Here is a 20,160-nt window from a genome sequence, read left to right as displayed (position 1 = left end):
CGTTTTTTATGTCGGGCGTTTCAGCTCGACGCTGCGTGTTGTTGGGCCTGTGGTTCGATTGCCAAGGCAGGTTAAAGCAAAATCCGAATGCCAATTTGTGATAATGGTCGTGCATGCCGTCGATACCGCTGCCTTTTGTAATTTCCCTGTTCCTGTGCCTTCTCCTTGTGCGGATGATCCGGCAGGGGGAACAGAAACTCGGTCTCTCTCACCTGCTGATTGCTGCATTTGCGGCTCAAGCGGTTCTGTCAGGACTGAACTGGAGTGTCGGCTGGCATTCTGCTCGTTTCATTCAACCCGTCGGTGCGGCCATCCTTCCAGCGCTGTCCTTTGCAGCATTCAGTCAACTGCACAGCAACGGCAGTTCAGGCTTCAAGCACCTTTTGCCGCACCTGATGCCGGCCGCTCTCGTTGCGCTTCTGGTCGCCTTCTGGCGCGCACCAATCGATGTTGTTCTGATTGCCATTTATCTCGGATACGGTTTTGCGCTCTTACGGCTTGCGCGGAAAGGGCCGGAGGCACTTTCCGCGGTCCGTATCGCAGATGAATGGACCGCGCACAAAGCGCTCATTGCAATGGCGATCATGCTGATCGCCACGGCCTTCATTGACGCGATTATTTCGCTCGATTTCCAGTTCGGTGACGGCAGACAGGCGCAAACGGTCTTGGCCATTTCAAGCGTCCTGTGGCTGGCAATTGCGGGCTACGCCGCAACGGTTGCAGACCGCACTCGCCCCGACATGCAGACGAATGTCGCTGCGGACGATTTTGCCGCTTTCTCACCGCTGCTGGCAGCCACGAGCACGGAAGATGACGAAGCCATAGCAAAACGCGTGGACAGTTTGATGCTGGAGCAAAATCTCTATCGCGATCCGGACCTGACATTGGGGCGGCTTGCACGGCGTTCAGGCATTCCGGCGCGACAGATTTCCAGCGCCCTGAACCGGGTCTACAGTCGCAACATCTCTCAGATTGTGAACGAATACCGCGTCAACGATGCGAAGGCGCGGCTGGTTACAACGCGTGATCCAGTCACCACAATCATGCTGGAATCAGGCTTTGGCACCAAGTCAAACTTCAACCGGGAATTTCTGCGCGTAACGGGCATGACTCCCACCAGCTACCGGCGTGGCGGCGGCCTGATATCTGCGGCAGCAGAAACGACCTCGCAGGCTGGTCCGTATCCATCGCACAAAACGACCTGAATCCTGATCTCGCACGTTCGAAAACGCGTTCAAGGACGCATCGTTCAGTGTTTCCCGGCAAGGCTTGGGCTGATCCCACAGCCACAAGAGCCATCCATGAAAACGATCACAGACATCGCATTGATGTTTTGCAGCACAATCTCTGCAATTCTGATGCTGAACCACCCCGTTGCCGCTGGCGAATTTGTTGGCGTGCAAGAATTCGTCACTCACTCGCAGGAGCGGAACAGAGATCTCGCCATGACCGTCTGGTACCCTGCGGATGCCGGCGGCAAACAGGTGACTCTCGGCGAGAGCGTGTTCTTTGAGGGCACGAATGCCATGCTCGAAGCGCCGATCTCTCGCGGAAAATATCCGGTAATCCTGCTTTCCCATGGCGCCGGTCTGGGCGGAAATCCGCAGGCCGCAAGCTGGCTGGCAACACCATTGGCAAAGCAGGGGTTTATAGTCGCGGCTCCGGCTCATCCCGGGAATGGCGGAGTAACCAGATCAGCCGCTGAAACAATGAAACTCTGGCTGCGGCCAGCCGACATCAGTGCGACTCTGGATCTGATGCAGAAGTTGCCACTTTTCCAGGATCATCTTGCAGAAGGAAAAATCGGAGCACTTGGGCTCTCAATGGGTGGCGGCACCGCCCTTGCGTTGGCCGGTGCGCGTTTCGACCCGATGCGTCTGGCAGGCTATTGCGACACAGACACGCTCAACGCATCTCTTTGCGAGTGGGTAAGGCAAAGTGGTGTCGACCTTCATGCATTGGATATGGGTCTGGCTGGTCGCAACAACGAGGACGAAAGGATCCTGTTTGTTATGGCGATTGACCCTGCTCCGGCAGACGTGTTCAAGCCTGGCTCCTTTGCCGGGATCTCCATTCCTGTTGACCTGGTCAACCTTGGCCACCCGGAATCCATACCCCAAACCGCGCTTGCATCCGAAATTGCCAAGTTGATTGCGCGGAGCAGGTATTCAATCATCGAAGATGCCAGCCATTACAGCATGTTTGGTGAGTGCAAACCCAAGGGTGCGGCAATTGCAGAGGCAGAAAAAGTGGGTGATCCCATCTGTTTCGACGGTGGTGGGCAGTCCCGCCGCGAAATTCATGAGCAGTTGATCAAGATGGTCAGTGCGGCTTTTGCCCGAGAGCTGCAAACTGCCCGCTGACAGCCGGCATGGAGTCCGTCGCCTCTGAATGGCCGCTTGAATGAGAGGTCGCCCCCGGGGGGCTGGATTGCTTCAGACTGAAGCGTGACATGTCTGCCCCGGCATTTCCGGCTCAAGCACCGGCGCTTAAGCTTATCCTTCCCTGGGAGATCTGCACGACCTGAATCGGTCGCGCAGACTACCCATTCACATCACGCGGCGCGGACGAACCATTCAACCAGTTCCAGTGACAAACGGTCGAATGCCGAGTTCAGCGCCGCCACGAACTGGCCGCTGCCCTGTCCAGATACAGGCTCTGAAACCTTGAAAATTCGGGTGGCGCGGACGATGCCGGTTTTGTCGTTCAACGCTTTGACAGCCAGCTCGATATTGGCAACCGGGCTGCCGGAAGCATATGAGATTTCAAAATGGCGGATTTCAATCACCACCTGATAATCAATCGCCAGACCTTGGCCAGGAATGCCCACTGCGGCAACTCTGCCCGAATTCTGGAAGGCCTGAACCAGTTGCAACTGCACCAGCCGTGGCAGCCTGTCGCTCCATTGGCTGCCGCCCAGATATTCCACCGTTTGGGTGGAAGGCATAACCACAATGCGCTCGCTGTCCAGGGTGCTGTTGGTGGTTGGCTCTGGCACCAGAACCTGAATATTGGCCACGCGCGTGCCCGCAACCGCGCGCGTGGGCGGATTAAGGTCAAATGTCTGCGGCGGTGGCGTCAGCGAGGCGCAGGCGCTGAGGCTCAGTGCCACGGCAGCCAGAATACCGGCTTTCAAAAAGGTTTTCCCTGCCATACTGCCCTCTTCACTCAAGTGTACCGAAAACGCCCGTTGCTTGCTCATCGACGGTTCCGCCCGTCAAATTCGCGAACCTGACCGGAACCACTGCCGCCGTAAATGATCCGGCTTGGATTGTTTGCCAAACCGATAATGGCCCGCTCAATCCGAGAGATTGCGCCGGTTGCTTCGCGTATCAACGCGCGCGCATCGTTCAGCCCCTGTCCGGAGAAGCTGTTCAGATTGGCCGCGATGGGACCAATGTTGACGCGAATAATATCCGCCGTTTCACGAATGGAGCGCAATGTTACCCGCGCTTCTTCCGCAAGCCCCTGCCCATCCGGGCTGTTGACCATGCCATCAACAGAGCCGAGGATGGACTGGACCTGCACAGATGCTGCGCGCAGATTGGCGGTTGTCGTGTCTGTATTGGCAATGATCCGGTCAATTTCTTCACGCCGATTGCCAAGATCCGTTGCTATGTTGTTCACCGACTCGGCGGCGCTGGCAATATTGGTCGTCGCCGATGTGATCTGGCCAAATGCACGCGTCACATCCTGAGGATTGATACCGGCAAGAAGCTGGTCAATCTGTCTTCGGGTTCCATCCACGCCATCCAACGCCCTGTTCAATGATGACAGAACGGTCTGAGTGCCCGTGAATATTCCACTCAATGTGTCCGACTGTGCGCTCAACGCATCAGAGAACTGGCGAACGCTTGCAATTGTGGAGCGAACTTCATCCGGGTTGATGGACGAAACAACCGACTGAGCGGATTCAAGAGTTGTGTCCAGCTTTTCAGCCACCGACTGCGCCTGCGTGGAAATTGGGCCGAGCGCTGCTACAAACTGGTTCACCGAGTTGATATTGTCATTGATGACATCGCCAACCCGGCCCAGGCTGCGAGCGGTGGATGTGACGGATTCAACCGCGCTGGTGAAATTGTCTGTCTGGTCACGCACTGCCTGCGTAATGGCGGTGACATTCTGCACAGACTTGTTGACGGATTCGACATCCAGCGCATTGATGAAGTTGGATGCATTGTCGATCAGCGGTGGCAGGCGAAGCGCAACGGTATTGGCGCTTTCCGACAAACGCCCAAGGCTGGCGACAAAGTCCGGAATCTGGTCAGCATTGGCCGCCAGGCTGGCGGTGAACACTTCGACGTGTTCCGATGTGCTGGCAATATTGCTGGCGGTGGTTCTGACCGCAGGGCCAACCTCGCGGACCAGCTTTTCAAACTCACCCAGAATATTGTTGGCGCGTTCGGAAATATCGCGGGCAGTTGCCAGAATGTCCGTCACGTCTGACGGACTGGCCCGAATAACCGGGGTTGCGCCCTGGGCAAGTGCGGATTCAATGATGTTTCGATCATTCACATTGCCGCCGCTCAGGCCGATAAAGCTGACACCCGTCAAGCCTTGGGAACCGAGCGTCGCGGTGGTGGAGGTGGTGATGGGCGTGGTGCGGTCAACCATCGTTGTCGCAATAACCACGCGCGGATTGTTCGGGTCGATGCGCAGATTTGTGACAGCACCAACCGCCAGACCATTGAACAGAACCTGACTGCCAACCGACAGACCAGACACTGTGCCCTCAATTCTGACAATCAGCGGAACTCGCCGATTGGCATCTGACACATTGGCTGACCAGTAGATAAAGCCGAAGCTCAGAGCCAGAATGACCAGGGTAAAAAGCCCGACAAGGATGTAATTGGCGCGGTTTTCCATAGTGTTAAACGTTCCCATCCGTCGGGCTTGCAATACCCGTTTTGTCGCCATCTACCGGCTGGTTCTCTTCAGTCACAACGCTGCGGGCCCGTTTGCCATGGAAGTAGCTTCGCACCCATGGGTCATCACTTGCCAGCATTGTTGCCAGATCCCCCTCTACCAGCACACGTTTTTTGCCCAGAACGGCAATTCGGTCACAGGCATGAAACAGGCTGTCCAGATCGTGCGTGACCATGTAAACGGTCAAGCCCAGAGTATCACGCAAAGTCATGATCAATTCGTCAAATTCTGCCGCGCCAATCGGGTCCAGGCCCGATGTCGGCTCGTCCAGAAAAACAATATCCGGGTCCAGTGACAGCGCACGCGCCAGCGCCGCGCGTTTGATCATACCTCCGGAAAGCTCTGACGGGAATTTGCCGGCGGCATCCGCAGCCAGCCCGACAAGATCGATTTTCAGTCGCGCCAGCTCTTCCATAAGCTTGGGCGAAATATCGAGATATTCCCGCATGGGAACCTGAATATTTTCAAGAACCGTCAGCGATGAGAACAAGGCACCCTGCTGGAACAACACGCCCCAGCGCTGTTCAACCGCCAGGCGCTCCGCATCGCTTGCCCGCTCATAATCGGTGCCGAAAATCTCGATCGTGCCTTTCTGTTTGGCGTTCAGCCCCAGAATGGTACGCAGCAAAACCGACTTTCCGGTGCCGGAAGCGCCGACAAAACCCAGAATTTCGCCCCGCCGCACATCCATCGAAAGACCTTCGAGAATGGTTTTGGAGCCGAAGCGCACGGTCACATCCCGGCAGGTGATGATCACCTCCGGCTCAGCGCCGTCGTTCCGGTTGCTGGCTGGCTTAATATCCGATGGCTGCATAGAAAATCGCGAACATGGCATCAAGAAGGATAACGAGGAAGATGGATTTGACCACAGAGGAGGTAACGCAGCGGCCAAGACTTTCAGCACTGCCGCCGACTTTCAACCCTTCGGAGGCTGCGACAACGCCAATGATGATGGCCATGAATGGAGCCTTGATAACGCCGGCAAGAATGGTGCCGACGTCAATTGCCCCGCGCAGCCGCATGATGAACGCTTCCGGCGTTATGCCGGAATAGAAATAGGTGACCACCATGGCGCCGGCAATGCCGGCCAGATCTGCCACGATGGCCAGAAGCGGCAGCACCAGCGTCAGCGCCAGAAGGCGGGGAAAAACCAGAACGCCAATCGGATTGAGCCCGATAACGCGCAGCGCATCCACTTCTTCCCGCATTTTCATCGAGCCAATTTCAGCGGTGATGGCGCTGCCGGAGCGCCCGGCAATCATGATGGCCGTGAGCAGCACCCCGATTTCACGCAGTTGCAGAATGCCGACCAGGTCAACCACAAAAATTTCCGCGCCGAAATAGCGCAGTTGAAACGCGCCCTGCTGCGCAATGACGCCGCCAATCAGAAAGCTCATCAAGGTGATGATCGGCAGAGCGCGCACGCCCATATGGTCCATTTGAGACACGATAGCGGCAGGGCGAAACTGGGTCTGGCCCGTCAGCCGCCGGCCTGCACCATAAAGCGATGCGCCGATGATGTTCAGGCCATCGATAAATTCCTGAACGACATTCACAACCCAGCGGCCAAGCCCTTCAAGCATGTCCAGCAGCTTGTTGCGGCGCGGTTTTGCTTCTTCCACATGCTTGGTGTCGAGAGAGCGGCGAACAACTTCAAACAGCGGTTCGCTGGCCTTGCCCACACCCTCCAGCGTGACCTTGGCACCTTTTTCGGTCAGGCCACGCACCAGCCGCTCAATCAGATAAGCGCCGGATGTGTCCAGCCGGCCAACATTCTGGCAGTCAACGGCAACGGCTGTGCCAAGGTTGGTGTTCAGAGTTTTGTTGACGTTTTTCTCTACGCTACCGACTGTGCGGGCCAGCCAGTCACCGCTGATGGCCAGTTGAACGGCGTCACCGGCTTTTTCAGCAGAAATCTGTGGTACTGCTACCTGTCTCTCGCCGGTCTGCGAAATATCCGCCATTGTATCGTAGAAAGCTCCGCCATGAAGTATCAGTCTGCACGACCATCAGCCGATTCGAGCGTTCGGCAACGGTAGCTAACCCGGTTTAGCTTGTCACCGAAGCATTTGGTAATTCAGGTTGTTACAACGAGGTTTTCATGGCACGTCGTCTTTCGGTCACAGTTGAGCGATTTCCACTGATTTCCGCCTTTACCATTTCCCGCGGGTCGAAAACCGAGGCGGTGGTGGTGAAAGTCAGCATCAGCGATGAATATGGCAGCGGCCATGGTGAGTGCGTTCCCTATTCCCGATACGGCGAAACCGTTGAAAGCGTGGTGCAGAGCATCGAGTTGATGCGCACCGGCATTGAATCCGGTGCATCGCGCCGCAGCCTGGCGCAGGACATGGCAGCGGGTGCGGCACGCAATGCGCTGGATTGTGCGCTCTGGGACCTTGAGGCCAAATCCAACGGCACCAACATAGAGCAGCTATTGGGGGTTCTGCCGGCAAGGCCGGTTGACACTGCTTATACAATTTCTCTCGACACGCCCGCGGCCATGGCGGCCAATGCCAGCAAAATGGCGCATCGCACGGTTTTGAAAATCAAGGTTGGCGGGGAAAATGATGCAGACCGAATGCGCGCGGTGCGTGCCGCGGCCCGGAACACACGGCTGATCATCGACGCGAATGAAGGGTGGACGCCGGACAATATTCGCCAGAACATGCGGGCCGCGGCGGCAATTCACGCAAGCCTGGTGGAACAGCCCTTGCCCGCCGGGCAGGACGATCTTCTGGCACGGATACCGCATCCCGTGCCGATTTGCGCCGATGAATCGGTGCATCAGACGCGTGATCTCGACAAATTGTGCGGGCGATATGACTATGTGAATCTCAAGCTGGACAAGACCGGCGGACTGACTGAAGGGCTGGAGTTTATGACCTATGCCCGCAAGCTTGGCTTTGGCGTTATGGTTGGCTGCATGGTTGGAACATCACTGGCCATGGCACCAGCATTGATATTGGCGCAGGATGCCGATTTTGTGGACCTGGACGGACCTCTGTTGCTGGCGAAAGACCGGCCGAACGGGTTGTTCTACGGCCCGTCCACTGTTTCCCCGCCTGAGCCTGCTTTGTGGGGATAAGCATTTCCCGTTGAAACAGTTTTGTTTCAACGTCAGGACAATGCGACAAAAAGAGAGTTTCAACATTTCCCGTTGAAACAGTTTCGTTCAACGTCAGGACGTTGCGACAGAGACGGCTAAACCGCAACTTCAGCCTTGATATGCGGGTGCGGATCATAGTTCGAAATCGTTATGTCTTCGAACCGGAAGCCAAAAAGATCCCGCACTTCGGGGTTCAATTCCAGTGTTGGCAATGGGCGGGGTTGGCGACGAAGCTGTTCTCTCGCCTGATCAAAATGGTTGGAATAGAGGTGCGCATCGCCCAGAGTGTGCACAAAATCACCCGGTTTGAGGCCGCAAACCTGCGCCACCATTTGTGTCAGCAGCGCGTAAGAGGCGATGTTGAACGGTATGCCCAGAAAAATATCCGCCGACCGTTGATAAAGCTGGCAGGACAGGCGGCCATTGGACACATAAAACTGAAACAGGCAGTGGCAGGGCGGCAGTGCCATTTCATCCACCAGAGCCGGGTTCCATGCAGAAACAATCAACCGCCGGGAATTCGGGTTGGTTGATATCGCACTCAGCACCTGCTGAATCTGGTCAATATGCCCGCCATTATAGTCTGGCCAAGAGCGCCATTGCGCACCATAAACCGGGCCAAGCTCGCCATTTTCGTCCGCCCACTCATCCCAGATGCGAACACCGTTTTCCTTCAGATAGGCAATATTGGTATCGCCCTGCAGAAACCACAGCAGCTCATGGATGATTGAACGCAGATGCAGTTTTTTGGTTGTAACCAGCGGAAAACCTTCCGCCAGATCAAACCGCATCTGGTGGCCGAACACCGAGCGAGTGCCGGTGCCGGTTCTGTCATCGCGATCAACGCCTTCTTCAAGAACACGGGAAAGAAGATCGAGATAAGCGCGCATGATGAATTCCGTTCGAAATTTCAAACCGGTCAGGGAAAGTCAGCAACCAAGGCGTTCACAATTCTCTAGCACAAACCGGCCTCTGCGCCATGGCCTTCGCAAGCTTGACAACAATTTCCTGTGGCAAACGCTTTTCAGATGCCTTTCCTGTGCTTATATAGCTCCTGTCGGACTTGATCCGGCTATGGCGATAAACTGCCGGTGCAATAAACCATTCGGACCCGGGGGCGGTACCCGGCGCCTCCACCTGAGTCCCTTGCAGTCAAGGGGTTGAGGCGGGGGCGAAATAGGATCGACGAGGGTGTAAAGATCGGACTTTCGCTCGGCATGGTACCACCGTCATCGGGCTGTTAAAGTAGTTGCAAACGACAACTATGCGGAAGCACGTCTCGCCGCTTAACGCGGTGCGATAGCTTCAAATTAAGCCCTGCGGGTTCGCACTTGCAGGCGGGGTTCGAAGGCACCTGGCAACAGAAGCCTTCACCTTTTCCTTTAAAAACGCACTTTTTCGCAACCAGCAATTGCGTGACCATTATTCCCCTTTGCAAACATTTATTCGCAACCGGGTTTGACAGGACTTTCATGCGCCGCAAACACAAGCTAAGAGAAAATCAAGCTGGTGTTTTCAATCGGAAAGCAATTCGGCTCAACAGTCATCCGGCGCAGCAGTTGCCGGTACAATGAGCAAACAGGTCGCCTTATGAGTCAGGATCTCATCCGCTACGATATTCTGGCGCAGGACGCATTACGGGGCGTTATCCGTAAGGTTCTGCACGAGGTTGTCAAAACCGGCCTGCCCGGAGAGCATCACTTCTTCGTCACCTTTCTGACGTCCGCTCCCGGCGTGCGCATTTCTTCCCGTCTCCGGGAAAAATATCCGGAATTGATGACAATCGTCATCCAGCATCAGTATTGGGACCTTTCGGTCAACGATACAGCTTTCGAAATCGGCCTTTCCTTCTCTGACATTCCCGAAAGACTGCTCATTCCATTCAACGCCATTCGCGGCTTCTATGATCCTGCGGTGAACTTCGAGCTGGAATTTGACGTTCGCGAAGTTGAAGCTGCCAATGAGCAACCGGACGGTGCCTCGGTAGCCAGCATTGCGGATGCGCCTGCCCGCCCCGCGCCTGTCGCAAGCGTTGACGCCGATGAGCCACCATCGACAGATGAAGACGACGCTGATGACGGTGCTGACGAGGCAGCCGAAGAAAAGCCTTCGGCCGATGTCGTTTCGCTGGATGCATTTCGCAAAAAGCCTTGAAGGTTGAACGTGGCGGACATTGTTAATCTTCGCACGGCCAGAAAACGGGTTGCCCGCCAGAAGGCGGCGGATGATGCAGAACAGAACCGCCTGATTCATGGCCTTTCGAAGCGTGACAAAGCCATGGCCGCGGTTGAAAACAAAGAAACTCGCCAGCGGCTTGATGGTGCGCGTCTGGAAATTGATCCGGGTGGGAAGAAGAAATGATTGTTAAACGGTCTGTGGCAATCAAAGGTCACCGCACCTCAATCAGCATTGAGGAATTATTCTGGAACTGCCTGAAAGGCATAGCAGCGCGGCGTGAACTGTCGCTTGCCGCCCTGATCGCGGAAATTGACCGGGCACGCGGCAAGGAAGAAAACCTGTCTTCAGCATTGCGTGTTTTTGTGCTGTCAGATGCTCTGTCTCGCTTGCCTGCGCCAGCCAGTGAGGCGGAAACGTCGCCTGTTCAACCTGCCCTGAGAGCTGTGTCTGGCAAGGGCTGATCGCACATCAGCGGCATGCGCAAGTCGATGCCGCATGGAGCCCGTCATTGCAAAGTCGGGTTGACTCCCGGCAAGCCATCATAACTTTCCGGCAAATTCAAATCCGGCAAATCGTAGCGGAAAGGCTCTGCTGTCTCGGCTTGAGGCGCTGGCTCGGGCGGAACCGTTTGGATGTCCGGTGCGGGCAACGGAACGGGTGCTGCCTCCTGACGCTGAGCTGAGATAGCGGCGCGGCGCAAAGCCTCCTGCTCAAGCAATTGTTGCTGCCGTGCTTCTTCTTCAGCCTCTCGCTGGCGGTTCAATCCTTCAAAATACCGGGCCTCGCGGCGCAGGCGCAATGTTTCCTGCAGGTCATCCCGCATATCCTGCACACGGATCTGCTCGTTGTTATAGGCACGCTGAGAGATATAGCTTGCCAGAGGCGAAACATCTGCAACGGCGAAATGGTCGTTCTGCGAACCCGACAGGCCATAGGTGAGGCTGGGGATGGCATCGCCGGTGAATTCGCCTTCCGGCGGCTGATAAATCACACCCAGAGACGCCGTGGCGGACCAGTCCGCCAGTTTCAGACTTGCCTGACCGGTAAGTGTTTCAGTCTCCACCACCTGCCTGAATGGCCCTGCCATTGCCGTGCCAAGGGCAAGCTTCAGCGGGAAGCTGACCTGTGCAAGCGTTCTTGGTGCGGCGGTTGAAGTGGCAGCCAGAACATCAATGCCTTGCGCGGCAGACTGAAACTCCTGCGCATCGGCATGGCCAAGCAGCGTCACCAGTTCCGGCGGGTTGAAACCGGTGAAGCCGGCATTCTGAATTGAAGCCTCGCCGCCGCCTGTGATTGACCCGACCATTTCCTGATAGGTCTGGCCAGAAGCACGACCAGCAAGCTGTCCTGACACCAGCCCTGTCACCGCGGCGTCTTGCGGCAGGGCGATATTCTGCGCGGTCACATCAAATTCCAACGTGCCGAAACCTGAGGAATTGCTGAAGGTGGCGGCTCCGGCAACCTGCCCGCCAGCGTAAGTGCCGGCGACATCGCCAAACTGCAGACTGCTGGTGGAACCCGCAATTTGTGCCGTGACATCGCTCAATTCAGTCTGCGCATCAATCCACAGCTTTCCGGCGGTCATTGAAATGGCAAATTCGGGAAGCTGCGACAGCAAGGATGTGCCAAGGGCGGTGTCTGGCCATGGATTGCCAGTTGGCTCCACGCCGTAGACCATCGTTGCCAACCATGGCAGCGAAAGGCCGGAAACAGCTATGCTGCCGCGCACCGGCATGGCTGCCTCCCGCGTCAGATCGGCAGCACTAATCTGCACATCGCCAAGCTGCCCTGAAGCCTCCGATATCGACCAGCCCTCTGCCGAACTTGCCAGCGTGGCAGACACATCTGCCGAAACAGCGTCCAGCCCCTGCACAAAGGCTACTCCAGCAGCGGTGAGCCAAGGCGACAGGTCTGCGGTTTGCAGCTTTGTCTGCAAAGTGCCTTCAACAAAGCCGTTTGCATTCCAACGGGTTGGACCTTGCGCGCTGAAGGAAAAATCCGGCGCAAGAACCGTCATTGCCGTCTGCGCCTGATCTGGCGCGCCATCCAAATTGAGCGAAATCTGCAAGGGAGACGGAAGACCAATATCAAATCCGGCGAAGCCGAACTGCTGCAACAGTTCCAACGCGTTTGCATCGCCAAGGGAAACTGCCAGCCTTTGGCGCTTGCTGGCGTCCGGATCGATTGTTGCGTTGACGCTGATATCTGTCCCGGCAGCCTGCCCGCTAACAGCGGCTTCGAACAGGCCAGGCTCTTCCGACGAGGACAAGGTTCCAGTCAGGGCCAATGGAGTTTGCGCGCCCAGCTTTGCGGCAACAGTCTGCGCAACAGGCCACTGCGGAGCAAATTGCTGCAAGACCCGGCCCAGATCGGATGGCCCGTCCATGGTGATATCAAACGCCAGGTCTGGCTGTGGAGCAGCAGCCAGATTGGCAATTGTTCCACGCGCTTCCAGATTTGCGCCGCCCAGATTTTCCACCACCAGCGTCTGCAGATCCAGAATGTCATGGGATTTGGTCAGGTCAACTTCCAGCCGCTGCGCCGACTGCCCGTCAAGAGCCACTGGCCCGGCATTAAAGCGGATATCCAGTACGTTATAGGCATTGGACAAAACAGACTCGCCAGTGAACAGTTTTGCAAAGGAGTTGAAACTGTTCAGGTCGACGGCCTCTCCGGACAAGTCCGCAGACAATGCATTGCCGCCTGCCTGCAAAATCTGCTCCACCCTGCCGCTCAGGATCTGGCCGCCAACATCCACTTCCAGTGCATCCAGCAATTGCCGCTCGGGTGCCAGTTCCACGCGTGCCGAAAAGCCTGCCCGGGTCATCTGCGACAGACTCGACCCTGCATCACCGCCCAGCCAACTGACCAGGCCGGCCGGGTGGCGAGAGGCAACCAGCATATCCCCACGGAAGCTCAACCTTTCACGGGCGCTGATAAAGCCTTCTGCCTCCACCAGCGTACGACCGGGCAACTCTGCACGAAAATCGCTGACGCCCCAGCCCTCCACACTTGGCGAGCCGACAACGCTGATGCCGCGCAGAACCGTGTCGCCAATCGTTACCACCGGCAATGCAAGCGTCACCTGCCCGGGAATTGGCACCGGCGGCACCGCTGCCAATGTGCTTCGCAGTGCTTCCACCCGGTTTGCGAACGTCGGCACAACGCCTTCATCCAGCGTTTGCCCGGCAATTGCGTCCACATCGACCTGCTCGCCATCCAGTGCCAGATCGAAATGCGGAATGCTGCCAAGCAGAATCTGCCCTTGGCCTTTCAGCACGTAGGGACGCTCACCCTTGCCCACTTCCACCCGCACATCTGTGAGCTGCGCCTCGCTGCTGGCAAACGCAATTTTGCTTGTGGCGCGCACGGGCGGCAGAGTGTCGGATAGCGGCATGCCAGCCGCCGGCGACAGCATTTCAAAATTACCGGCAAAATCAGTGCCGCCATCCCCCAGCTCTGTCGAGCCATCAAAGGCAAACGAGGCAGCCAGCCGGTTGGACGTCAGCGTCAGCCGAAATGGCCAGTGGCCACCCGTTTCCACAACACCGGAGGAAAGCTGAAACTGCAATGCTTCACCACCACTGACAAGCGTGCCACCACCGGCAAATGGCCCACGCAAAGTGCGGGCCGAAAGACTGGCATTGATGGATTTCAATTCGCGGCGCTGGCCGTTCGTGCCATTTTGCAGGCTGATGGAGCCATCGGTTACCAGAATGTTTTCCAGAACCACATTGGCGCCGCCATCCAGACTTGCGGGAATCTGTGGGCTGGTGGACCCGGCGCCATAGGGCAGCACCAGATGCGGCTTGCCCAGCTCCATCTGGAAAATTCTGATTTCGCCTGAAAGATAAGGTGCCAGTTCCGCGTCCATTCGGAAGCTCTCCAGCGTGACGGAAATTTCACCCGCCCCCTCGCGCCCAATTGTCACATCGGTGAATGTCAGGCTCGGAAACGGCAAAAGGCGCGCAGAAGCCTCCCCGCGCACTTTGACCGGATGGCCAAGAATACGCTCTGACTCTGTTTCAAAAGCCGTACGATACGCTGTCCAGTCGATAAAATACGGCGCGACCAGCGCCGCCATCAACAGTGCCACGACAACGCCGCCAATGGCGATGAACAGTTTCACCGTTATGATCTCCTTCAACCTGCATGCTTGCGGTCTGTGTGAGGATAGGCCAGACATTGATTGCTTTGTCGAGTAGCAATACTTGTTGCGATTCAAGTCATCTTTCGATCACCCATGCCGCCCACACCACTTCTCCCCTCGCATTGTCCTGTCGTTAAAGCGATTCCGCTTTAACGGGAAATGCCGGCCTTTTGCTTTCGCATTGTCCTGTCGTTAAAGCGATTCCGCTTTAACGGGAAATGCCGGCCTTTTGCTTTCGCATTGTCCTGTCGTTAAAGCGATTCCGCTTTAACGGGAAATGCTTTATGCCTACTGCCAAAACCATGTTCCCCTAGTGTTCTCCTGGAATTTGACTAAACTAAGCGTGATGAACGATTCAAGCGATAAATTACCCCCGATGAAACCGTCCGGCATTGCAGCCAGAGCCCTGGCCGCACGCGGCGCTGCCCCCGCCACAACCCATGCGGGCTATCTTTCCGGGCTGAACGACGAACAGCGCGACGCTGTGGAGTCCACAGAGGGGCCGGTTCTGGTACTGGCTGGCGCAGGCACAGGTAAAACACGCGTTCTCACCAGCCGCATTGCGCATATTCTGGCTACAAAGCGTGCGCACCCGTCACAAATTCTGGCTGTAACATTCACCAACAAAGCCGCGCGGGAGATGAAACACCGAATCGGCCACATGGTCGGGCAGGAAGTGGAAGGCATGCCATGGCTGGGCACATTCCACTCCATCGGCGTAAAAATGCTGCGCCGTCATGCGGAACTTGTCGGGCTTCGATCCAACTTCACCATTCTGGATACGGACGACCAGATCCGCCTGATCAAGCAATTGCTGCAAGCCGAGCAACTGGACGACAAAAGATGGCCGGCAAAGATGTTTGCCAGTCTGATGGATGGTTGGAAGAACAAGGGACTGACCCCAGACCAGATACCACAGGGTGACGCACGCGCCTTCGCCGAAGGTCGCGGCAGAAAGCTGTATCAGGCTTATCAGGACCGGCTTTTAACTCTGAATGCAGCAGATTTCGGCGATTTGCTGATGCATCCTATCAACATTCTGCGCAATCATCCCGATCTGCTGGCAGAATATCACCGCCGGTTTCGTTACATTCTGGTGGACGAATATCAGGACACCAACATCGCACAATATCTGTGGCTGCGGCTGCTGGCACAGCGGCCGGCGGGGCAGCAGCCCAACCTCTGCTGCGTGGGCGATGATGACCAGTCCATTTATGGCTGGCGTGGCGCAGAAGTCGACAATATCCTGCGGTTTGAGAAAGATTTTCCCGGCGCAAAGGTTATCAGGCTGGAGCGAAATTATCGCTCGACCCAGCACATTCTCGGCGCCGCCGCGCATCTGATAGCGCATAATGAAGGGCGGTTGGGCAAAACCCTTTTCACCGATCTTGTTGATCCCGAACATGACAAGGTTGCTGTCACCAACGCCTGGGACAGCGAGGAAGAAGCCCGCGCCATTGGCGAAGAGATCGAGCAGTTGCAGCGCAAGGGCCATGCGTTGAACGACATGGCCATTCTGGTGCGCGCCTCGTTTCAAATGCGCGGCTTTGAAGACCGGTTCGTAACGCTGGGCCTGAATTACCGGGTCATCGGCGGCCCCCGCTTTTATGAGCGAATGGAAATTCGCGATGCGCTTGCCTATTTCCGGGTCACCGTGCAGCCGGCCGATGATCTGGCCTTTGAGCGGATTGTCAACACGCCCAAGCGCGGGCTTGGCGATGTTGCCATCAAGCTTCTGCATGAGTATGCGCGTGCAAAAAACATTCCGCTGCTGGCCGCTGCCGGGGAATTGATTGAGGGCGAGGAGTTCAAGCCTCGCCCCCGCGCAGCTTTGGCAGAAATCGTCCACAATTTCCGCCGTTGGGGCGAGATGGTCACCCACATGCGGCACACCGATCTGGCCGAAACCATTCTGGAGGAATCCGGATATACTGCGATGTGGCAGAACGACCGGTCAGCGGAAGCGCCGGGGCGGCTGGACAATCTGAAAGAGTTGATCCGCTCGATGGATGACTATGACAGCCTGCCCGGTTTCCTGGAGCATATTGCGCTTGTTATGGACACTGAGCAGAACGAAAGCATGGATGCGGTATCAATCATGACGCTGCATTCGGCCAAAGGGCTGGAATTCGAGACCGTGTTTCTTCCCGGTTGGGAGGAAGGATTGTTTCCGCACCAGCGCTCGCTGGATGAAGGTGGGCGCTCTGGACTGGAGGAAGAGCGCAGGCTGGCATATGTGGGGCTGACGCGGGGCAAGAAGCGGGTCAAGATCTGGTTTGTTTCCAACCGGCGCATTCATGGCCTGTGGCAGAGCACAATCCCTTCCCGGTTTCTGGAGGAGTTGCCAGAGGCGCATGTGGAAGTGGCTGAGGCCTCATCTTCCTACGGCGGCTATGGCGCGAGCCGCTGGGACCAGGATGCGTTTTCCACGTCTTCCTACCAGACGCCGGGCTGGAAGCGCGCGCAGGCTGCCGCTCAGGCGGGAGGCTACCCCGGCGGGCGCGATGGCCGTATTTCTTATGGTGAAAACGGCGTTTCCGGCAGCAACCCGCGTGACAATGCGGCCCGGCGGGCAGACAAATACATCAATCGCGATGGCACCACCCGCAACGAACCTGCCACGGGCTTTGCCGGCAGGATGAACGAACCCTATGTTGCCCAGGCATCGCGAGGATCAAACCAGCCGCCACGCAAGGGTGCAGGCCTTTACTCATCGGCCATTGCGGGCGGCCCGCGCGAGATTTCCGGGGAATTGATCGCCAAGTCGGTAGCAGAAACGCCGAGTCAGTTTTCTGAAGGTGACAGAGTGTTCCACCTGAAATTTGGCAATGGCACGGTTGCGATTGTGGATGGCAACAAGCTGACCGTTGATTTTGACAAAGCCGGGCAAAAGCGCGTGCTGGAAGGATTTGTCCAGCCTATCTGATCGCTGACATCCAGTCGCAAATCCAACCGAGCCGAGATTGGTCGCCTGTTTCAAATTGCCACAAACGGCAATGTAGGCGATTTCATTATATCCTCATAATAAGCATTGCTGAAATTTTTCACACTCCATATCTTCGACTTTGAGGGGATTTGGGAGTAATTTTCGTGAATGTAAGCGTTTTCTTTCGCAGCCAGCCTGCGCGATGGGCTGTGGCTGCATTGTTTTTTCTGAACGGCGCAGTGTTGGGCAGTTGGGCGTCGCAAATTCCGGTCATGGTTCGGCAATTGCAGATTACCGAATTCACTTTGGGCATGTTGCTTGTGGCATTCGGCGTCGGCGCTTTGATTTTCATGCCACTGTCTGGCTGGCTGATGGCCAGATATGGCTCCAGAAACGTCACACTGGCTTTCACCGTAGCGTTTGTTTTTGCCCTGCCATGCGTTTCGCTCATAACGTCGCTTTGGCCCGCTTATATCCTCCTGTTTCTGTTCGGCGGCGTCAGCGGCGGCATGGATGTTTCCATGAATGCAAACGCTGCAGTGGTCGAGCAGTCCTACGCCCGCCCGATCATGTCTTCCTCACATGGCTTCTGGAGTCTGGGCGGCTTTGTTGGAGGAGCGGCCGGCGGCACTGCAATTGAAACTCTGGGCTTTGTTGGTCACGCATTTGCCGTCGGCGTCATCAGTGCGGCGCTGTTGATGGTCACCTGGCGGCACGTCATCAAGGATCCGGCGGCCGACTTCTCCAGCAAACTGCGTTTTTCCTTCCCGAAGTCGCCCACCATTTATCTTATAGGTCTCATCGCATTGTTGGGCATGATACCGGAAGGCGCAATTCGCAGCTGGTCTGCGCTCTATCTCACAGACGAATTGGGCGCAGATCTTGCCTTTTCCGGTTGGGCGTTTGCAGCCCTTTCCGCCACAATGGCCATAGTCAGGTTTTCCGGAGATTCAGTTCGCGCTCATTTCGGCGCTGTCAGGACATTGCAATGGTCCAGTCTGACCGCGGCAGTTGGCCTGTTGGTTGCTGGTCTGTCCGGTTCATATTGGGTTGTCATGCTGGCTTTTGCTTTTGTCGGTCTTGGCATCGCCAATATTGTGCCAATCGCATTCTCCGCTGCGGGTAATCAAGCCGGAGTGCCTACAGGTGTGGGCATGAGCGTTTCTGCCACTATGGGATATGCGGGCACATTGGCCGCCCCCTCCCTGATAGGCCTCGTGGCAGAAAGAACCGGTTTCTCGATGATCTTCGTCGCCTTCAGCCTGTTCATGATGCTTATATTTTTCATGGCCAATCTGGTGCGGACGGCAGATTTTACGAAAAGCTGAAACTGGTTAGCGAATTTCGCTCTGGCCCAGCCGGATTTCCCCGGCCAGATAAAGCACGGCATTGCCGGATACATAGACGATATCGTCCACCAGCCGGCAGAACAATTCGCCGCCCCGGCGAGAAATCTGCCGCGCCTGAAATTCGGTCTTGTTCAACCGCTCTGCCCAGTAAGGTGCAAGCGCGCAATGGGCAGAACCCGTTACGGGGTCTTCGTCCAGGCCATGGCGCGGAGCAAAAAATCTTGAAACAAAGTCCCCGCCATCCGCTGGCGCCGTTACAATCAGGCTGCGCGCATCCAGCGCCGCCACGGCGGCAATATCCGGTCGCATGGTCATCAGCGAAGACTCATTTTCAACCAGCGCCAGAATGGTTTCATCACCGGCAACGGGCACCAGCCGGGTTTCCAGCACCCGAATGCCAATGGCATTTTCCACCTTGCCCGGGTCACCACCTGGCAGAAGGTTACGGCGCGGCAGAGCCATTTCCAGGCCCTGTGCCGTGGCTGTTACCGTGAGGACACCGGCGCTGCGGGTCAAAAAGTGAAACGGGGGCGCAAACCCCAGCTCCGTCTGCAGCACATAGGCGCTGGCCAAAGTGGCATGCCCGCACAAGGGCACCTCGACTGCAGGGGTGAACCACCGCAATTCCCAGGTGTTATCACCCGCTCCAACCAGATACGCCGTTTCAGAGAGGTTGTTTTCCTGTGCGATGGCAGCAAGTTGTTTGTCGCCAAGCCAATACGGCAGCACAACCACCGCCGCCGGATTGCCTGCAAACAGGCGGCTGGCAAAGGCATCGACCTGCCAGATTGGATATTTCGCCATGATGTCGCCCCCACCCGTTCCGCCAGCCAGCGCCTATTGACCAAGTGCCAGCGGCTCCCACTTGTCCAGAAAAATTTCAATCGGCAGTTGCTGCATATCGCTCACCGCGTCAAACAGAAATTCACGCGGCCAATTCCACCATTCCAGCGCAGCAATTCTGTTGGCAATGGCTGGTGAAAAACGGTCGCGCAATTTGCGGGCCGGTACACCTGCCGCAACAGCAAATGCCGCCACATCTTTTGTGACGACGGCATTGGCACCAACAACGGCGCCATTGCCGATGCTGACACCTGGCATAATCACTGCTCCGTGGCCAATCCACACATCGTGACCGATCGAAACCGGTTTGTCCCTCCGCTGCTGACGAAAACTGGAATCCAGCGGGAGATATCGAAAATACTCATTCGGGCGATAGCTGATCTTGTGCGTGGTCAGCCGCTGCATCGGGTGATCAAGCGCATTGATGCGCACATTGGCAGCTATTGAACAGAACTTGCCGATTGACGTGTAGATTGCCTCGCCGCCCCGTTCGAAATAGGAAAAATCGCCCAAAGTCACATCCCGCAACAGGCAGCGTGGGCCAATTTCGCAAAACCGCCCCAGCCGCACGCCCTTGAGGTCTGCACTGCTGTGAATTTTCGGCTCATCCTGCCGAAAGCGCAAATCCTGCGAAATCTCATGAGTTTCGTCTGTCACCGTCGCACTTCCTGCTGAATCATGT

Annotated in this window: 15 protein-coding genes, 1 other RNA gene and 2 pseudogenes; 10 read left to right on the top strand and 8 right to left on the bottom strand. The window is 56.6% G+C overall.

What is annotated here, in order from left to right:
• Positions 1–113 precede the first annotated feature (113 nt).
• Both FPY71_RS05935 and FPY71_RS05930 read left to right on the top strand, forming a co-directional pair.
• On the top strand, positions 114–1,205 hold the full coding sequence (locus FPY71_RS05935) for a helix-turn-helix transcriptional regulator (protein WP_149298486.1): 1,092 nt from the start codon (positions 114–116) through the stop codon (positions 1,203–1,205).
• A gap of 96 nt (positions 1,206–1,301) precedes the next feature.
• Positions 1,302–2,363, top strand: coding sequence for an alpha/beta hydrolase family protein (locus tag FPY71_RS05930; protein WP_149298484.1), 1,062 nt, complete (start codon positions 1,302–1,304; stop codon positions 2,361–2,363).
• Between the two features lie 191 nt (positions 2,364–2,554).
• On the opposite strand, the gene FPY71_RS05925 is transcribed toward FPY71_RS05930, so the two are convergent.
• From FPY71_RS05925 to FPY71_RS05910, 4 genes are read right to left on the bottom strand one after another with little or no spacing between them, the layout of a single operon-like run.
• The gene (locus FPY71_RS05925) at positions 2,555–3,202 is read right to left on the bottom strand and encodes an ABC-type transport auxiliary lipoprotein family protein (protein ID WP_246160144.1); all 648 of its coding nucleotides are present in this window, start codon (positions 3,200–3,202) and stop codon (positions 2,555–2,557) included.
• Entirely contained in the window at positions 3,199–4,884 is a 1,686-nt protein-coding gene (locus FPY71_RS05920) for an MlaD family protein (RefSeq protein WP_188052223.1), read from the bottom strand. The genes FPY71_RS05925 and FPY71_RS05920 overlap by 4 nt, the downstream gene beginning before the upstream one ends.
• Positions 4,871–5,740 (bottom strand): ABC transporter ATP-binding protein, encoded by an 870-nt coding sequence (locus FPY71_RS05915; protein WP_149298480.1) that lies wholly within the window; start codon positions 5,738–5,740, stop codon positions 4,871–4,873. The genes FPY71_RS05920 and FPY71_RS05915 overlap by 14 nt, the downstream gene beginning before the upstream one ends.
• Positions 5,721–6,890 carry an ABC transporter permease gene (locus FPY71_RS05910; protein WP_149298478.1) on the bottom strand — a complete coding sequence of 390 codons (1,170 nt, stop codon included), beginning with the start codon at positions 6,888–6,890 and terminating at the stop codon, positions 5,721–5,723. The genes FPY71_RS05915 and FPY71_RS05910 overlap by 20 nt, the downstream gene beginning before the upstream one ends.
• Positions 6,891–7,027: 137 nt before the next feature.
• On the opposite strand from FPY71_RS05910, the gene dgcA reads away from it, so the two are divergent.
• Entirely contained in the window at positions 7,028–8,011 is a 984-nt protein-coding gene (gene dgcA, locus FPY71_RS05905; RefSeq protein WP_149298476.1) for an N-acetyl-D-Glu racemase DgcA, read from the top strand.
• A gap of 116 nt (positions 8,012–8,127) precedes the next feature.
• On the opposite strand, the gene FPY71_RS05900 is transcribed toward dgcA, so the two are convergent.
• Positions 8,128–8,922 carry a thymidylate synthase gene (locus tag FPY71_RS05900; protein WP_149298474.1) on the bottom strand — a complete coding sequence of 265 codons (795 nt, stop codon included), beginning with the start codon at positions 8,920–8,922 and terminating at the stop codon, positions 8,128–8,130.
• A 127-nt stretch (positions 8,923–9,049) separates the two neighbouring features.
• On the opposite strand from FPY71_RS05900, the gene ssrA reads away from it, so the two are divergent.
• The 4 genes from ssrA to FPY71_RS05880 all read left to right on the top strand — a co-directional run bounded on the left by ssrA (position 9,050) and on the right by FPY71_RS05880 (position 10,671).
• Positions 9,050–9,407: a transfer-messenger RNA gene (gene ssrA, locus FPY71_RS05895) on the top strand.
• A gap of 215 nt (positions 9,408–9,622) precedes the next feature.
• The gene (locus tag FPY71_RS05890) at positions 9,623–10,186 is read left to right on the top strand and encodes an SspB family protein (protein WP_149298472.1); all 564 of its coding nucleotides are present in this window, start codon (positions 9,623–9,625) and stop codon (positions 10,184–10,186) included.
• A 9-nt stretch (positions 10,187–10,195) separates the two neighbouring features.
• Entirely contained in the window at positions 10,196–10,393 is a 198-nt protein-coding gene (locus tag FPY71_RS05885) for a DUF4169 family protein (RefSeq protein WP_149298470.1), read from the top strand.
• Positions 10,390–10,671 carry a ribbon-helix-helix domain-containing protein gene (locus FPY71_RS05880; RefSeq protein WP_149298468.1) on the top strand — a complete coding sequence of 94 codons (282 nt, stop codon included), beginning with the start codon at positions 10,390–10,392 and terminating at the stop codon, positions 10,669–10,671. Before FPY71_RS05885 ends, FPY71_RS05880 begins: the two co-directional genes overlap by 4 nt.
• Before the next feature lie 44 nt (positions 10,672–10,715).
• Here the strand turns inward: FPY71_RS05880 and FPY71_RS05875 are convergent, their stop codons facing one another.
• Positions 10,716–14,339 (bottom strand): AsmA family protein, encoded by a 3,624-nt coding sequence (locus FPY71_RS05875; protein WP_149298466.1) that lies wholly within the window; start codon positions 14,337–14,339, stop codon positions 10,716–10,718.
• A 367-nt stretch (positions 14,340–14,706) separates the two neighbouring features.
• Between FPY71_RS05875 and FPY71_RS05870 the strand changes: the two are divergent.
• The 3 genes and pseudogenes from FPY71_RS05870 to FPY71_RS05865 all read left to right on the top strand — a co-directional run.
• Positions 14,707–16,887 (top strand): annotated as a pseudogene (locus tag FPY71_RS05870) (ATP-dependent helicase); the annotation flags it as partial.
• Positions 16,888–17,094: 207 nt separating this feature from the next.
• A pseudogene (locus FPY71_RS18830) lies at positions 17,095–17,286 on the top strand (hypothetical protein); the annotation flags it as partial.
• A gap of 164 nt (positions 17,287–17,450) precedes the next feature.
• On the top strand, positions 17,451–18,614 hold the full coding sequence (locus tag FPY71_RS05865; protein WP_246160143.1) for an MFS transporter: 1,164 nt from the start codon (positions 17,451–17,453) through the stop codon (positions 18,612–18,614).
• A gap of 6 nt (positions 18,615–18,620) precedes the next feature.
• Here FPY71_RS05865 and FPY71_RS05860 read toward each other — a convergent pair whose 3' ends face one another.
• Positions 18,621–19,439 carry a PhzF family phenazine biosynthesis protein gene (locus tag FPY71_RS05860; RefSeq protein ID WP_149298460.1) on the bottom strand — a complete coding sequence of 273 codons (819 nt, stop codon included), beginning with the start codon at positions 19,437–19,439 and terminating at the stop codon, positions 18,621–18,623.
• Between the two features lie 33 nt (positions 19,440–19,472).
• Complete coding sequence (locus FPY71_RS05855) at positions 19,473–20,135, bottom strand: DapH/DapD/GlmU-related protein (protein WP_246160142.1); 663 nt, start codon at positions 20,133–20,135, stop codon at positions 19,473–19,475.
• Positions 20,136–20,160: the final 25 nt, after the last annotated feature.

The organism is Aureimonas fodinaquatilis (assembly GCF_008369445.1).
In the GTDB taxonomy this organism is placed as follows: Bacteria; Pseudomonadota; Alphaproteobacteria; order Rhizobiales; family Rhizobiaceae; genus Aureimonas; species Aureimonas fodinaquatilis.
The sequence above is the reverse complement of the archived record's forward strand: the minus strand, read 5'-3'. Positions and strand labels throughout refer to the sequence as shown.

Excerpts from the sequence above, each read along its gene's own strand:
- FPY71_RS05880 (WP_149298468.1), top strand. The coding sequence starts at position 10,390 with ATGATTGTTAAACGGTCTGTGGCAATCAAAGGTCACCGCACCTCAATC.
- FPY71_RS05900 (WP_149298474.1), bottom strand. The coding sequence starts at position 8,922 with ATGCGCGCTTATCTCGATCTTCTTTCCCGTGTTCTTGAAGAAGGCGTT.
- FPY71_RS05920 (WP_188052223.1), bottom strand. The coding sequence starts at position 4,884 with ATGGGAACGTTTAACACTATGGAAAACCGCGCCAATTACATCCTTGTC.
- FPY71_RS05935 (WP_149298486.1), top strand. The coding sequence starts at position 114 with ATGCCGTCGATACCGCTGCCTTTTGTAATTTCCCTGTTCCTGTGCCTT.
- FPY71_RS05910 (WP_149298478.1), bottom strand. The coding sequence starts at position 6,890 with ATGGCGGATATTTCGCAGACCGGCGAGAGACAGGTAGCAGTACCACAG.
- FPY71_RS05860 (WP_149298460.1), bottom strand. The coding sequence starts at position 19,439 with ATGGCGAAATATCCAATCTGGCAGGTCGATGCCTTTGCCAGCCGCCTG.
- FPY71_RS05915 (WP_149298480.1), bottom strand. The coding sequence starts at position 5,740 with ATGCAGCCATCGGATATTAAGCCAGCCAGCAACCGGAACGACGGCGCT.
- FPY71_RS05930 (WP_149298484.1), top strand. The coding sequence starts at position 1,302 with ATGAAAACGATCACAGACATCGCATTGATGTTTTGCAGCACAATCTCT.
- FPY71_RS05925 (WP_246160144.1), bottom strand. The coding sequence starts at position 3,202 with ATGAGCAAGCAACGGGCGTTTTCGGTACACTTGAGTGAAGAGGGCAGT.
- dgcA (WP_149298476.1), top strand. The coding sequence starts at position 7,028 with ATGGCACGTCGTCTTTCGGTCACAGTTGAGCGATTTCCACTGATTTCC.
- FPY71_RS05890 (WP_149298472.1), top strand. The coding sequence starts at position 9,623 with ATGAGTCAGGATCTCATCCGCTACGATATTCTGGCGCAGGACGCATTA.